Here is a 14,668-nt window from a genome sequence, read left to right on the forward strand (position 1 = left end):
GAAGTGGACAACCTAATAAGGTGTGTCCTCTTTTTTTTGAAAAAAATGCAGGAATACGTGTGAAATAACAGGCGACTGGAGAAATTATTATTACGAATAAATCAATAGAAGGTGGGTTGAATACGTGGAAGAGAAGGTTTTTTACCGTAACCAGCTAGTGAATGATATTAATATTTATTATGAGTTTTATCCAAATCCTAATTCCGAAAAGACACTAGTCCTGCTTCATGGATTTCTTTCCTCCACTTTTAGCTATCGAAGATTGATTCCCCTTTTAAATAAAGAATATCAAGTCGTTTCCATTGACCTCCCTCCTTTTGGAAAGAGCGGGAAAAGTAATAATTTTATTTATTCTTATCGTAATCTTGCTCAAACGGTTATTCAGCTCATTTCTACACTTGAACTAAAAGAAATTACTCTTATCGGTCATTCAATGGGCGGACAAATTGTTCTCAATATCCTGCATCAACAGCCCGATTTAGCACAAAAGGCAGTCCTGCTTTGCAGTTCATCTTATTCCAAACGTTCAAAACTGCCATTAATTATTGGAAGTTATATTCCTTATTTTCATCTATATGTAAAGTTTTTTCTTGCACGTTCAGGTATCATGCAAAATCTTCAAAATGTTGTTCATGACCATTCCTTAATTAGTGATGAGATGCTTTTTGGCTATTTACAGCCTTTTTTAAAGGATGAAATTTTCCTTGCCTTAACAAGAATGATTCGAGACCATGAAGGCGACCTCTCAACGGTAGTACTCAATCAAATTGCCCATCCATGTTTATTAATTTGGGGTGAGTATGATAAAGTTGTCCCATTATCAGTTGGGAAGCGCTTGAAAAATGATTTAAGGGAATCTGAACTGGTTATTTTGAGGGAAACGGGTCATTTAGTTCCTGAGGAACGTCCTGATGATGTTTTTCAGCATATTAAACAATTCTTGGCATAAAAAAACGACAGCCTTTGCTGTCGTTTTATATTGTACAAGAGTCGTTATCCTTTATTACCATCAGTTCATTAGCAATTTTCAAGCACTGTTCCATTGGTATTATGCTCTCAAAGGAAAATTCATATATGCTTTGTATTCTTTCTGCTAATGCCTCTGGGTTGTCTAACTCATGAATGGCTTGGATGGTATCAGCTATCTCCGTGTCATAATTACCATTCGATAATTTGAAAGGATCCCATTCGTTTAATACGTCCACAAATTGCAAATTCGTTTTCATTTCACTTTCCAATTTACTCTCTCCTCCCTCTGCCTCCCGCACAAATCAACAGAGTTCTAAAACAACAGTTACCTTTAACTTTTATTTCAGAACATACTCTGCAAGTACTGTTTGAAGTTCATAGATATTTAGGTTTTTGTTAAATTGTTTTTGAAGCGGGAGCGCATTGCCTGATATCCAAATTTTTAATTCTGCGTCCAAATCGAAGCTTCCCGCCGTCTCAATACTAAAATGGGTAATACTTTTATAGGGGATAGAATGGTACTCAACCTTCTTTCCTGTTAGCCCCTGCTTATCCACTAAAATCAGTCGTTTATTGGTAAAAATAAATAAATCTCTAATTAACTTATATGCTTTTTCAATTCTTTCATTCACTGCAAGTATTCTAGCGAATTCTCTTTGTGCATCTGCAGGGTTTACCTCTGCGGCATTTCCCATCATACCATCAAAAAATCCCATCAAACCCACACCTTTCCTTGGAACATTCTAAATTATTATATATGAAAGTTTAACTTACAACCATTGCTATTGGACTAGCTCCAACAAATGCTGAAGCATTTGTTCACCTGAAATTAGTGCTTCTCCTCCTCCCTGAGCAAATGCATCACTTCCGCCGCCCTTACCATTAATGATAGAAAGTGCATTTCCTATTACCTTTTTCATACTTACGTTTTCTGCCGGCCCTCGTGCACAAACTAGCTGCAGCTTATCTTCATTTTGTGAAACGAATAACACAAAGGTTTCTTCATCCTCTGCAATAATGATTCTGGCTAATTTTTGAAGTTCTTGAATTGTTTTGTTTTGAAACACACCACTGACAATTCTATTCTCACTTTTACCCTTTTCTAATAAACTTTTTGCTTCATAGTGAAGCAGGGTCTCAACCGATTGTTCTAATTCTTTCTCCATTGCTTTACTATTCTCTAGAAGCCGAGTTACTGCCTCCTGCATATCATTTTCAGGAGCATTAAGTAGTATCGTTAGCTCCATAAGCACCTTATTTTTTTTGTGAAACTGTTTCAAAATACGATTTCCACAAACAAATTGAACGCGGACTTTTTTCTTTTGTCTTTCCCAGTTTATTATTTTTATTGCTTGGACCTCCCCCGTTGTTTTCGGATGAGTTCCGCCACAGCCGTTATAATCAAAGTTTGGAATAATTACAAGCCGAATATCCTCTTTTACCTTTGTCTCTTTTCGCAAATTATAATTGACTAATTCATCTTCTGTGACCCACTTTGTTTCAATTGGTCGATTCTCTAAAATAATCTGGTTGGCTAGTTCCTCTACTTTCAAAGCTTCCGATTCCAAAAGATTAACTGTTTCTAAATCTATTGTTAAAGTTTCATTTCCTAAATGGAAGCCGATTGTCTTGTATCCATATAATTGTTCAAAGGCTGCCGAGAGAATATGTTGGCCTGCATGCTGCTGCATATGGTCAAATCTTCTTTCCCAGTCGATCACACCATAAACGGGAGAGCTTTCAGCATGTACTTCGCTTTCAAGGTAATGACGAACTCCCCCCTCTGTTTCCTCCACATTAAGTACTTTAATGTTTTCAATGGTTCCAATATCATGCGGCTGTCCACCGCCTGTTGGGTAAAAAGCTGTTTGATCCAACACTATGTAATAATTTCCATCTCTGTCTTTTCCCTGGTCAACTACTTGTGCTGTAAATGATTTTATGTAAGCATCTTGATAATAAATTTTTTTCCCCATGCTTATATGCTCCTAGTTTTTATTTATTAAAAAGCCTGTCCCCTCAATTATGAAGAAACAGGCTTGTAAGGTCTAATTTTTTCTTACTTATTTTTTTCGCTGTGAAAAGCCGCCCATTTGTAGATTTCCTTATTTCTTATTATCTTTAGAGATTTCACCGCATGCAATCCTTGCACCAGAATCTCCTTCAGGCTGAGTCATACCATCATCTTTTTCTTCATGAATCACAATGGAGGTTCCATCTTTTGGAAAAAGAGACTTCTTCCCCTCTTTTAACGTTACATTAGCTGCCATTAATTCTGCCTTTACAGACCCGTCATCCTCTACAATTAAATTAGGAAGGTCACCGGCATGCGAGCCCTTCGGGTGCAGGAGACCATGCTCTTTATCATCGGGGTTAAGATGTTTGCCAGCTGATTTAAAATCTGGGGCTTTACATTGCCCCTTATCATTAATGTTAAGGGCATGCTCACCTGGAGGAAGTCCATTTAACTTCAAATATACTTTTACTCCACTTGAAACTTCTTGTAATGTGATGGTTCCAACAGAATCTCCCTTATCATTTACCATTTTAACATCAAGTTTTGTAATATCCTTTTCCAAACAACCCGTGAGCAGGATAAGTGGAATCATCATCCAAACTCTCTTCATACGTATCCCCCCAAAATAGACATTTTGTCATAGTATCATCTTGGGGAGGAAACTTTATGTAAAAAAAAGAAACAGTTTAATGTTCACTGTTTCCTTGACTATGCTGTTGAGACATTATTTGTTCTTCTAGTTCTTTCGCTTTCATCGCTTCACGTTTAGAGATTTTGATAATGTACCTCATGGTTAAAAAGGCACCGATTAAAAAGATTGTAAACGTAATGGCAGCTGGGCCATATTCAGATTTATCTTCAGGAAAGTATAGAAATAATGATATTACAAATGGCTGAAACATTTTTCTCTCCCTTTCTATAAAGGAATGTCACTAATGATTAATTATAGCAACAAAAATTGCATCCTGCCATTAATTGAATCTTATAAATTATTTCAATACCTTAATACCTTTAATCATCACATCTTTTTCTGGTTTATCCTTCGGGTCTACAGGAGTTTCGGCAATTTTATCAACTATGTCCATCCCCTCAATCACATGTCCAAAAACAGTATGGCGATTGTCCAGCCAAGGTGTGCCTCCTAATTCTTCATAGGCCTTAATTACCTCATTTGAAAATCCAGCCTTTTCCATTTCCGTTTTAATTGATGGATCCACTGATTTTTTCTGAACAATAAAGAATTGACTTCCGTTCGTATTTGCTCCTGAATTAGCCATCGATAAAGCTCCACGTAAATTAAAAAGATTGTTTGAGAATTCATCCTCAAATGGCCGTCCGTAAATACTTTCCCCACCGGTTCCATCTCCATTCGGGTCACCACCCTGAATCATGAAGTCATTAATAACCCGGTGAAATATCAAACCATCATAATACCCTTCTTCACTATGCTCCAAAAAATTTTCTACTGCTTTTGGAGCATATTCAGGGAATAATTTAATTTTAATGTTTCCCATAGTCGTTTCTATTTCAACGAGTTTTTCATTTTCAGAAACCTCATTTGAAAGTTGAGGATAACCTGCGTTTGCCACTTGATCGCTCCCTTCCTTTTCCTCTGTTTTCGGAGCAGTACTCTTAGGTGCCGCTTCCTCTTTCTCCTTGCTTGTCCCACATCCAGTCAAGACAAGAACTCCAATGATTAACAGTAATAAAAATTGCAAATTCTTTCTCATTTATCATCCCTCCATTTAATTAATTTAACCGATAATTTTGTTTTTTGCACTTCGTTTTTTATATAATAAAGTAAGGTAGTAGAGTGAGGAGGAAAAATTGATGTCAGAATTGCAGATTGGCGATATCGTTACCGGAATTTATAAAACAGGAAAATATAATGGGGAAATAACCGAAGTTCGTAACCAGCATTATTTAGTAAGAGTTTTGGCGGTTGTCAAACATCCAATGCAAGGTGATTTACATAATCCAAAAGAAGCGGATGTACTTATTTTCCACGAGAGGAAAGCTCTCTCCTATCGTGAGCAGGCCAATATCCCAAAACAAATGGTAAAGCCTTTTAAGGAAGAAGTGCCAGACTATCTCGGATCATTAAAACAAGCAGTCGATAAAATGAAAACAGACCTTACAGAAAATGCAACCTCTTGGGCAGAAATGAGTTTAAAAAGAATTTCATCTTTAGAAAAAGATTATTTTAAATAAATAATTTAAGGCCAAATCAGTTTGAATGATTTGGCCTTTTATGCGAATTCATTTAATAGCTTCGAAAAATCAATGCGGTCACCAATCGTAGTTGGTTTGGGCTTTTCTAAATAGCGTTTATCCTTTTCAACAAGCCTGAATATATTGTAAGTAGTCAGCGCATCATCTAGTGCCCTGTGATGTCTTCCAGTTCCTTCTTTACCATATTCCTGTACGGCCTTCCATAATCCTGTTTGATTTTGATCGCCAAAAAACCGCTTATATTCCATTGATAAATCCAACTCTATGGCTTTAAAGGGAAATGCCACACCTGCTTCTAAACAATTATGCCGAAGAACCTTCATATCCATATTTCCCCAAGTGACGATGGTAGTTTCATACTGGTTATTGAATTCTCCTAACTTTCGGATGAGTTCATAAAATGAAATTCCCTGGTCAACCTGCTGCTGTGAAATATGTAAAAATGATTTACAGCGTTCCGTTAGTATTGGGAATTTAAGTGGTGTTACGTAGGAGGAGAACTGCTCTGTAATTTGATCATCAACAACGGCCACGAGTCCAACCTCAATAATCTCCGCGAAGAAATTCTTCATACGAACATTTCGTTCCGGCATTGTAAATTCAAAATCAATAAAGATAGTTTGTCTCTTTTCCTTCATTCTTTCACCACCTTTTTGACACTTTTCTTACTACCATTATATAAAGAAACATGTACAAAGTATTGTACTAATTCTCTATATTTCTTACATTATATCATGAAATTGACATAAATTTTTTAAATATTTTTTCAATTGTATTAAAAAAAAGATGGAATAATTCCCATCTTATTAAAAGGTTACTTTTTCAATTTAATAACTGCCATTGTACATCTAGAGATACATATGAGGCGGTCCTTCTCATCTGTAATTTTAATATCCCAAACCATTGTGGATTTCCCTTTATGTAGGATAGTACCAACTGCTGTAACAATTCCTTCAGTAATAGGTCGAACATGGTTAGCATTAATTTCTAATCCAGCAGCACCTTCAGTTTCTTTATCTACCAATTCATATGCACCGACACTTGCAACTGTCTCTGCTAATGCCACCGAAGCACCGCCGTGTAACAATCCAAATGGCTGGCGGGTCCTTTCATCGACGGGCATGGTTGCGATTACTTTTCCAGCTTCTAAATGTGTTATTTCAATACCTAACGTTTCAATTAATGTGTTTTTAATCATCCTTTTCTTCCTTTCGAATTCATTGTTTGTATCTGTATATTCTCTTTCTATAGCTTAATTTCCTTTTATTCTATAAAAAGAAAAAACAGCCTCGAAAGCTGTTTTTTTAACATCTCAATAAAAACCAGGTGCCCCGAATCCAGGGTAACCGTAAAATTGATTGCCATAAAATTGATTGCCATAAAATTGGTTCCCATAAAACGGGCGAGGATACCCATAAAATGGTCGGGGATAAAATAATGCACTTCCTAATAACCCGCCAACTAAACCACCCAAAAATGGCAGCCCAAAGCCTATAAATCTTTGGTTATGTTTAGGATACGAGCTTCGATAATAATACATGCAGCCAAACCTCCTATTCGCTATACTTGCCTACACTACTTCATATGCGAGTAAGGTGGAGATGGGTTGGGCAAATGGAAAAGCGGAAGCGCCCGTTTAGTGCCGAATATGCTAATAAGTTTTTTATGAACTGTGACTAGGATCCTTATGAAAGACAAATCTTCTCATCATCATTTGCGATTTGTCCTTCATACCCCTTCTTAAGGACTAATCTTCTCATGACCTTTAGAGATTTGTCCTTCATACCCCTTCTTAAGGACTAATCTTCTCATGGCCTTTGGAGATTTGTCCTTCATACCCCTTCTTAAGGACTAATCTTCTCATGACCTTTGGAGATTTGTCCTTCATACCCCTTCTTAAGGACTAATCTTCTCATGGCCTTTGCAGATTTGTCCTTCATACTCCTTCTTAAGGACTAATCTTCTCATGACCTTTAGAGATTTGTCCTTCATACCCCTTCTTAAGGACTAATCTTCTCATGGCCTTTGGAGATTTGTCCTTCATACCCCTTCTTAAGGACAAATCTTCTCATGACCTCTGGAGATTCGTCCTTCATAACCCTTCTTAAGGACTAATCTTCTCATGGCCTTTGGAGATTTGTCCTTCATACTCCTTCTTAAGGACAAATCTTCTCATGACCTTTGGAGATTTGTCCTTCATAACCCTTCTTAAGGACTAATCTTCTCAGGCCTTTGGAGATTTGTCTTTTATCACACTTCTTTAGAAAAAAACAGCAAAGCTTTGCGTGCTCTGCTGCTTTTTATTGTTTGCACCCTGTAGAGTATGCCTATAAAGGTGGCATTTTTGATTACTTTTCAATTGGTTCAAAGCGTTCCACAAATAATGCTAAGGTTCGGGTCATAACACCTGTTGCCCCTGCAGGACCAAGATCGTGCTCTCTAGAAGTGGTTGAAGTACCTGCAATATCTAGGTGTACCCAAGGAGTACCTTCTGTAAATTCACCAATAAAGGCTCCTGCTACTATCGCATGTCCCTCACTGCCAGGAGAGTTGTTTAAATCTGCCACTTTGCTGTTTCTTACCCGTTCTTTGTCTTTCTCGAACAATGGTAACTGCCACATTGGCTCACCTGCTTCCATTGATGCTTCTAAGACTTGTTCATATAATGTTTCATGATTCGTCATAGCACCTGTTGTGTGAAGTCCTAGCGCAGTGATAACCCCGCCTGTTAAGGTTGCAACATCAATTAAATATTCTGCACCATGGTGTTTGGCATAGGTTACAGCGTCTGCTAAAACAAGTCTGCCTTCTGCATCTGTATTTAACACTTCAATGGTCTTCCCGCTCATAGAGGTGATTACATCGTCAGGTTTAAATGCGTTACCAGAAATCATATTATCCGTTGAAGGAATAACCGCGACAACGTTTTGTTCCGGTTTTAATTCTCCAATGATTTCCATTGCACCAAGAACAGCCGCGGCTCCGCCCATATCGGTCTTCATCCCAACAATGCCAGCTTTTGTTTTGATTGAATAGCCGCCGGTGTCAAAGGTAATTCCTTTTCCAACTAAACCAATAACGTCCTGCCATTGTTCTTTCCCTTGATACTTTAAAACAATCATCTTAGGTGGTTCTGTAGAACCTTGGTTAACAGCTAGAAAAGCACCCATTCCCAGCTTTTCAATCTCTTCCTTATCAAGAATTTCAACTTCAAAGTCATACTTGGCAGCAAGCTCTTGTGCATATTTCGCCATGTCCTTTGCTGTTAATAAGTTACCTGGGATATTTACTAGTGTACGTGCAGAGTTCGTACCATTACCAAAAGCAAGCCCCACTGTTAGAGAAGCCTTAATATCCTCTACATCACTGTTTTCACTGTAAACCGTGATTTTTTCTAGCTTTTTTTCAGGTTCATTTGATTTTTGCTTGTAGCCGCGAAATTGATAGCTGGCCAATGCGTATGCTTCACTTACAGCATGTGCAGCTTCTAGTCCATCTACTGAATCAGTGATAAAGGAATCCAAAAGGACAGCACATTCCTGAAGCTTACTCCCTCTTAGAGCTTTATACGCCTTCCCTAAAGCCTCACTCAGTTTCTCGAAATTAAATTCCTTTTCCTTTCCAAGCCCCACAAACCAAATTCTTTTTGCAGTGATTTTACCAAAACTATGTACTTTGCTAATAATTTTAAACTTGGCTGAAATATCACCAGCTTTAACAAGTTCCGTTAATTGTCCATCGAATTTCTCATCCAGTTTCTCAAGAATCCCGCTGAATTTCTCTGTCTTGTCAAAAAGTCCAATTATTAAACCTTCATCTGCTGCTGAGAAGTCAATTTCATTTTTAACCTCAAACATGTTTCCACCTCCAAATAAATTACCTAATTATTATATCGGAAATATAAATATATTTCGACTTTCTAAATATATTCATTTCATTACAAAATAAAAATAGCAGGCTCTATGCCTGCATTATTTTCTCTCTGAACCAATATACTGCTGACGGAATACCTGCATGGATTTGTCTTCATTTAATGCTTGTAAATCACCCTCTGTCAGTTTTCCATTTCCCTGCTCTATGATATATACATCGATTTCCTTTTTACCCCACTTGTTATAAACATCCTCAACTGTTTCATAATAAAGGTCGACTTTATTCCCTTTAATAGCCCCGCCTTTATCTGCAACGACCCCTAACCCATACCCGGGAATGAACAGAATCGTTCCAATCGGAAATACCGATAAGTCTGCAGCAACAGTCGAATATAAATCTCGTTTTACTTTTACACCTGAATAGGTAATTCCATACTCAGGATGGTTTTCATTTTTACCTGTGGATTCAAAGCCTGCTGTATATCCTGTTGCAATTACTGTTTTTTTTGGATACTTTGACCAGTCAAAGGCATCCTCTAATGGCGGTGTCACAGCTTTTGTTTCGCTGGAAGCTGCGTGTGCCTCAAGTTGCACCATTTGTTTAATAAATAGTTTGAGATCTATACCTGTAATAGATTGAACAGTCACTAGAATGGCAAGCAGAAAAAGAACAGTCATCGCAAAACGCTTTGTCCAATTTTTGGTTTTATTCATTAATAATTTTCACTCCTCCCAAAATATTCATTTCCCAACTTGCATGGAAATATTCAAAAAGGAGTAAAAACCATTTTTGACATAAAAAAAAAAGACTTTTTCACAATGGAAAAAGTCTTAAAACATTTGATAGCCATTTTTTCTCAACATTTTAATGGTAACCCCAGCTGCAATCGCGCCTGCTAACCCACTTAACAAAATGAGGATATCAGCGGTTGCTAACGAACCCAGCTTTTGACCTAGTTCCTGAAAAGCCACTTTACTATTTGTAAGGTATTCAATGAATTTAACTTTATCAATAATAAAAATAGCAATAATCGGATATATGAATGCCATAATCCAAGACATTCTTAAAAGCATATTAAGTATAAAACCAATTCCAAAAAATAACACAAAGAATAACAATATCGAAATAATTAATACAACAATGCTCATCTGCATGGAATTACCCCCTTTACACATCATTAATTAGTTTACTTAATGTCCATTGGCGAGTCAATCCTAACACACTAGTTATCTATACATGGGAAAAACTTCAAAAAAAATAGCCTCCCGAAGTTTCTCGTGGAAGCAAGGCTCTAGTTAACCTATAAGCTCGAATTAAAACTTTTCCTGTTTCTTTCCAGATCCCTCGCAGCAGGTGCATGTTTCGGATCCCCCAAGCAATAATTGGAAATATCCAGTACCTGAGCAATAATCACAAGTTTTGGTGTCTAAGCTAGTTGTTTTCATTCAAATCAGCTCCTTAAAATATTATTTAAATTTTCTGATAATATATCAAGAATCTGACTAAATGAAAAGGACGAAATTCAGCCGAAAATGGGTAAGAAAACGGATTCATCCTAAGTTTTCTTTTATTTCCTAAACGTTACTTAAATTTTCTAAAAATTAAAAAAATAATTTATACGAACTGTATTTAAAGTGGTCTCCTGGGTTTAGTCCATCATATCCAGGCTTGGTAACACATTCACTTTGATTTATTAGGAAGTGCAGCATAATCGATGCATCCTTTTCTTTAAGAAGCTCCTCAGGTGCTATAAACTTTGCCTCATAAAGTTCATTTTCCTGGTGTTGGATTCCCCCTTCATCTAGTGGTTCAAGCTCAAAGACAAGCAAATTATCACTGATTCCCTCTGAAAGAACACCTGTTCTTAGTCCGATCAACCCCTTGACAACGCAATCTATACCGGTTTCTTCCTTAACTTCCCTTACTACTGCTTCATCAGCCGTTTCACCTTCGTCTACAAAACCTGCAGGAAGTGACCACTTTCCCTTTAGGCCTCCGTAACGCTTTTTAACAACCAGCCAATGCCCCCGAGAGGATTTGACTATCCCTCCAACCGCTAACCAGACCTTGCCCCGCTTCTCTTTATTGCTCATAAGACCCCTCCTTGGCAAAATGATTTATATCTATAGTAACAAAAAAAAGGACAGATAACTCTGCCCCTTTTCAAAATATTAATATTAAAAAACGTTAAATTTACCTTTTTTCAATACAAGACCAGCGCCGCCAATCATGAATAAAGAACGATTGTCGACTACTTTTTTCATTAAGGACGCTTTGCCGCCCATTACCTTTTTACCAAATACAACACCAATGGCATCGTCATGACCTAGTGAACATACAGTTCCTTTATTATCAAACGTAAAGGTTTCAAGGTCTGTCTTGTTGCGGATTAAAGCAGCCAAGTTACGAGCTGCGACTTCGCCCTGCTGCATAGCAATTTGTGCAGTAGGAGGATATGGACGATTGATTTCTTCATTGATCACAAGTGAGCTGTCACCAATGATAAATACTTCATCAAATCCTGGTACACGTAGGTCAGGCTGCACTTTTACTCGGCCTCTCATTGCTTCAAATCCTGATTTTTCAATAATTGCATTTCCACGGACACCAGCAGCCCAAACGACCGTTTCTGCCTTAATTTCACGTGGTTCTTCTTCACCCTTTGCTACAATGATTCCATCAGGTGTACATTCTTTAATCGCTGTTCCAATTAAGAATTCTACCCCTTTACGCTCCAATTGTGATACAGCGTAATTAACAAGCTCAGGGTCGAAGCCTGGAAGAACAGTTGGTGCGGCCTCTACACAAATAATTTTTACTTTGTGAGAATCTACATCGTATTCGTGACAAAGTTCAGGTACTCGGTTGGTTAATTCACCTAAGAATTCAATCCCTGTAAAGCCTGCACCGCCTACAACGATAACTAGACGATTGTCATTCTTTTCTTCTTCCATATTATAAGTGGCAAATTGATACTCAATATGCTCACGTAATTGGCGTGAAGAATTTACATTTGTAATCCCAAAAGCGTACTCCTTTAACCCCTTGATTCCAAAGGTTTCAGGTTCTCCGCCAAGAGCGATAACGAGGTAATCATATTCGACTTCGCCTTTTTCTAGGATTACCTTTTTCTCTTCCTTCTTGATTTCAACAACAGTATCCTGGACAAAATCAACTTTACTTCTATCAATAACATCACGAATGTCATAACGAACACGGTCATGATGAAGTGTGCCTGCAGAAGCCTCATGCAGCCAAGTAGTTTCATAGTGGTAATCATTCTTATTTATTAAAACGATATCTGCTTCATTCACTCCAACAAGCTTTTGCAACCTTACAGTTGTCATAAGCCCGCCATAACCCGCACCAACAATAACAATTTTTGGCTTTCTCAAAGTGATCACTTCCACCTTTATTATTTTGAGTAAAATACTTGTTCTTATCTTCCTCAGCTTTTATGATTTTTATTTTGTTTAGAGGAAAAAAGTATGTGATGTAATTCACGTACAACGACACAAAATTTTTCTTTTTTTGTCACAAAAATTTAACATCTATCCTCAATACATATTATGCTAAACTCTTCACAATTTCAAGTAGGTAAATGATTATTTTTAATAAAATTTGAATGATTTCCTCTATATAAACTGTCTGAATATTCCCCAAAAGTTGTGAGGATTTTATACTTTTGTGATATTATAAGGAATGGAGTCTGTTATTACATAAGTTGGGGGGATACATGGTGCAAAACAATCAAAAAGTTTATGACATAACCATTATCGGGGGCGGCCCTACTGGTCTATTTACTGCTTTTTATGGCGGCATGAGACAAGCTTCAGTAAAAATTATTGAAAGCTTACCACAATTAGGCGGTCAATTATCGGCACTTTACCCAGAAAAATACATTTACGATGTTGCTGGATTTCCAAAGGTCCGTGCACAAGAATTAATTAATAATCTAAAAGAACAAATGGCAAAGTTTGACCCAGCCGTTGCACTAGAGCAATCCGTCGAGAAATTGGAAAAACAAGAAGATGGTACTTTCAAATTAACAACTAATTCGGAAGTTCACTATTCTAAGACAGTTATTATTACAGCGGGTAATGGTGCATTCCAGCCACGCCGTTTAGAACTTGAAAGTGCTGGACAATACGAGCGCAAAAACCTACATTACTTTATTGATGATCTTAACAAGTTTGCAGATCAAAAAGTAGTCGTTTTTGGCGGCGGAGATTCAGCCGTGGACTGGGCATTAATGTTAGAGCCTATTGCCAAAGAAGTAACACTTGTCCACCGCAGAGATAAATTTAGAGCTCATGAGCATAGTGTTGAGAACTTGCATAACTCAAAAGTGAATGTTAAAACGCCTTTTGTGCCTGCAGAATTAATTGGTGATGACAGCGGCATTAAGCAAGTTGTCCTAACTGGGGTTAATGGTGAAGGCAGAGAAGCCATTGATGTTGATGCGGTAATTTGTAACTATGGTTTCGTATCCTCTCTAGGTCCTATCAAAGAATGGGGCTTAGAAATCGAGAAGAATTCTATCGTCGTTAATTCCAAAATGGAAACAGCTATTCCGGGAATCTATGCTGCTGGAGATATTTGCACATACGAAGGTAAAGTGAAATTAATTGCCTGTGGATTTGGTGAAGCACCAACGGCTGTTAACAATGCGAAAGCATTTATCGATCCAAAAGCAAAAATCCAGCCTCTTCACAGTTCATCTATGTTTGGAAAGTAATAGTAAAAGGCGCCATATCGGCGCCTTTTACTATTTTATTAACATTCTTCTGGTGTACCTGTTGCGGTTGCCGTTCTGAACGATGAGCCACAGCCACAAGAGGCAATGGCGTTAGGATTATCGATGGTAAATCCGCCGCCCATCATCGATTGCTTATAATCAATTTTTGTACCATTTAAAATAGAGGCATCTTCTTTAGCCACAAGAATTTGAATTCCATGCTGTGCAAAATGCAGATCCTCTTCCTTCACTTCATGATCAAAACCCATACCGTATGACAAACCACTGCAGCCTCCACCCTTTACACTAACTCGTAATAGGGCACCTTCTTCTTCATTGTGTTTCATCATTTCTTTTATTTGAAGTGCCGCGGCTTCCGTTATAATAACTGCATCGTTACTCATAGTTTTCTTCCTCCTTTATTTGAGGTCTTTCTTAATAGTATATACACTGTATCTTCATGACTCAACTAATACGTTCCTATTGAGTATTATATGATTAGAATTAAATAAGGAAGCGATATACGCTCCCCTATTGTACAACTTTATATTAAAACATAGGATTCTCATCTAGGTATTGGTAAATATTATTAACAAGTTCATCCGGTGTACTGCCTGTAACGACTTCCCCATTAACAAGTGCGTAAAGGGTGGAAGCACATTTTCCGCAATAACCGAGACATCCATACTCAATAATATCGAGATTCGGGTCTTTTTCTAACTTTTCCAGTGCTTTTTGAGCACCGCTTGCGAGATTACTGATACAAAATTCAATAATGGGTTTATACATGGCTATCACCTCTCCACAACTTATTATCATACTATCTTTCTTTAGTCGCG

The 14,668-nt window shown here is 37.5% G+C and carries 20 protein-coding genes; 3 read left to right on the forward strand and 17 right to left on the reverse strand.

Going from position 1 to position 14,668, the window contains the following annotated elements; all coding sequences use genetic code 11:
• The first annotated feature begins 124 nt into the window (after window positions 1-124).
• Entirely contained in the window at window positions 125-949 is an 825-nt protein-coding gene (locus QNH48_RS25115; protein ID WP_283952447.1) for an alpha/beta fold hydrolase, read from the forward strand.
• Window positions 950-974: 25 nt separating this feature from the next.
• On the opposite strand, the gene QNH48_RS25120 is transcribed toward QNH48_RS25115, so the two are convergent.
• The 6 genes from QNH48_RS25120 to QNH48_RS25145 all read right to left on the reverse strand — a co-directional run bounded on the left by QNH48_RS25120 (window position 975) and on the right by QNH48_RS25145 (window position 4,716).
• Window positions 975-1,238 carry a DUF1871 family protein gene (locus tag QNH48_RS25120; protein ID WP_283952448.1) on the reverse strand — a complete coding sequence of 88 codons (264 nt, stop codon included), beginning with the start codon at window positions 1,236-1,238 and terminating at the stop codon, window positions 975-977.
• Between the two features lie 69 nt (window positions 1,239-1,307).
• Window positions 1,308-1,685 (reverse strand): PH domain-containing protein, encoded by a 378-nt coding sequence (locus tag QNH48_RS25125; RefSeq protein ID WP_133369173.1) that lies wholly within the window; start codon window positions 1,683-1,685, stop codon window positions 1,308-1,310.
• Between the two features lie 66 nt (window positions 1,686-1,751).
• Window positions 1,752-2,945, reverse strand: coding sequence for an alanyl-tRNA editing protein (locus QNH48_RS25130; RefSeq protein ID WP_283952449.1), 1,194 nt, complete (start codon window positions 2,943-2,945; stop codon window positions 1,752-1,754).
• A gap of 129 nt (window positions 2,946-3,074) precedes the next feature.
• Window positions 3,075-3,596, reverse strand: coding sequence for a superoxide dismutase family protein (locus QNH48_RS25135; protein ID WP_283952450.1), 522 nt, complete (start codon window positions 3,594-3,596; stop codon window positions 3,075-3,077).
• Window positions 3,597-3,672: 76 nt separating this feature from the next.
• Entirely contained in the window at window positions 3,673-3,888 is a 216-nt protein-coding gene (locus QNH48_RS25140; RefSeq protein ID WP_283952451.1) for a hypothetical protein, read from the reverse strand.
• An 87-nt stretch (window positions 3,889-3,975) separates the two neighbouring features.
• Complete coding sequence (locus tag QNH48_RS25145; RefSeq protein ID WP_283952452.1) at window positions 3,976-4,716, reverse strand: peptidylprolyl isomerase; 741 nt, start codon at window positions 4,714-4,716, stop codon at window positions 3,976-3,978.
• 100 nt (window positions 4,717-4,816) lie between these two features.
• Between QNH48_RS25145 and kapB the strand changes: the two genes are divergently transcribed.
• Window positions 4,817-5,197 (forward strand): kinase-associated lipoprotein KapB, encoded by a 381-nt coding sequence (gene kapB / locus QNH48_RS25150; protein WP_283952453.1) that lies wholly within the window; start codon window positions 4,817-4,819, stop codon window positions 5,195-5,197.
• Window positions 5,198-5,235: 38 nt separating this feature from the next.
• Here kapB and kapD read toward each other — a convergent pair whose 3' ends face one another.
• The 9 genes from kapD to QNH48_RS25195 all read right to left on the reverse strand — a co-directional run bounded on the left by kapD (window position 5,236) and on the right by QNH48_RS25195 (window position 12,486).
• Window positions 5,236-5,856, reverse strand: a complete 621-nt coding sequence (gene kapD / locus QNH48_RS25155; RefSeq protein WP_095248357.1) for a 3'-5' exonuclease KapD — start codon at window positions 5,854-5,856, stop codon at window positions 5,236-5,238.
• Window positions 5,857-6,032: 176 nt separating this feature from the next.
• Entirely contained in the window at window positions 6,033-6,416 is a 384-nt protein-coding gene (locus tag QNH48_RS25160) for a hotdog fold thioesterase (protein WP_095248358.1), read from the reverse strand.
• A gap of 114 nt (window positions 6,417-6,530) precedes the next feature.
• Entirely contained in the window at window positions 6,531-6,758 is a 228-nt protein-coding gene (locus tag QNH48_RS25165) for a hypothetical protein (RefSeq protein ID WP_283952454.1), read from the reverse strand.
• A gap of 808 nt (window positions 6,759-7,566) precedes the next feature.
• Window positions 7,567-9,075 (reverse strand): leucyl aminopeptidase, encoded by a 1,509-nt coding sequence (locus tag QNH48_RS25170; protein WP_283952455.1) that lies wholly within the window; start codon window positions 9,073-9,075, stop codon window positions 7,567-7,569.
• 114 nt (window positions 9,076-9,189) lie between these two features.
• A complete protein-coding gene (locus tag QNH48_RS25175) occupies window positions 9,190-9,804 on the reverse strand; it encodes a 3D domain-containing protein (RefSeq protein WP_283952456.1) in 615 nt (204 codons plus the stop codon).
• Between the two features lie 117 nt (window positions 9,805-9,921).
• Complete coding sequence (locus tag QNH48_RS25180; protein WP_283952457.1) at window positions 9,922-10,245, reverse strand: YuiB family protein; 324 nt, start codon at window positions 10,243-10,245, stop codon at window positions 9,922-9,924.
• 159 nt (window positions 10,246-10,404) lie between these two features.
• Entirely contained in the window at window positions 10,405-10,536 is a 132-nt protein-coding gene (locus tag QNH48_RS25185) for a YuiA family protein (protein WP_283952458.1), read from the reverse strand.
• Window positions 10,537-10,692: 156 nt separating this feature from the next.
• A complete protein-coding gene (locus QNH48_RS25190; RefSeq protein ID WP_283952459.1) occupies window positions 10,693-11,184 on the reverse strand; it encodes an NUDIX domain-containing protein in 492 nt (163 codons plus the stop codon).
• Between the two features lie 84 nt (window positions 11,185-11,268).
• A complete protein-coding gene (locus QNH48_RS25195; protein WP_283952460.1) occupies window positions 11,269-12,486 on the reverse strand; it encodes an NAD(P)/FAD-dependent oxidoreductase in 1,218 nt (405 codons plus the stop codon).
• Window positions 12,487-12,827: 341 nt separating this feature from the next.
• Between QNH48_RS25195 and QNH48_RS25200 the strand changes: the two genes are divergently transcribed.
• Window positions 12,828-13,829, forward strand: coding sequence for an NAD(P)/FAD-dependent oxidoreductase (locus QNH48_RS25200; protein WP_481858439.1), 1,002 nt, complete (start codon window positions 12,828-12,830; stop codon window positions 13,827-13,829).
• A gap of 38 nt (window positions 13,830-13,867) precedes the next feature.
• Here QNH48_RS25200 and QNH48_RS25205 read toward each other — a convergent pair whose 3' ends face one another.
• Both QNH48_RS25205 and QNH48_RS25210 read right to left on the reverse strand, forming a co-directional pair.
• Complete coding sequence (locus tag QNH48_RS25205) at window positions 13,868-14,233, reverse strand: HesB/IscA family protein (protein WP_133369159.1); 366 nt, start codon at window positions 14,231-14,233, stop codon at window positions 13,868-13,870.
• Between the two features lie 145 nt (window positions 14,234-14,378).
• Entirely contained in the window at window positions 14,379-14,618 is a 240-nt protein-coding gene (locus QNH48_RS25210) for a YuzB family protein (protein ID WP_095248385.1), read from the reverse strand.
• Window positions 14,619-14,668: the final 50 nt, after the last annotated feature.

This window comes from Neobacillus sp. YX16, from assembly GCF_030123505.1.
GTDB lineage: Bacteria > Bacillota > Bacilli > Bacillales > Cytobacillaceae > Neobacillus.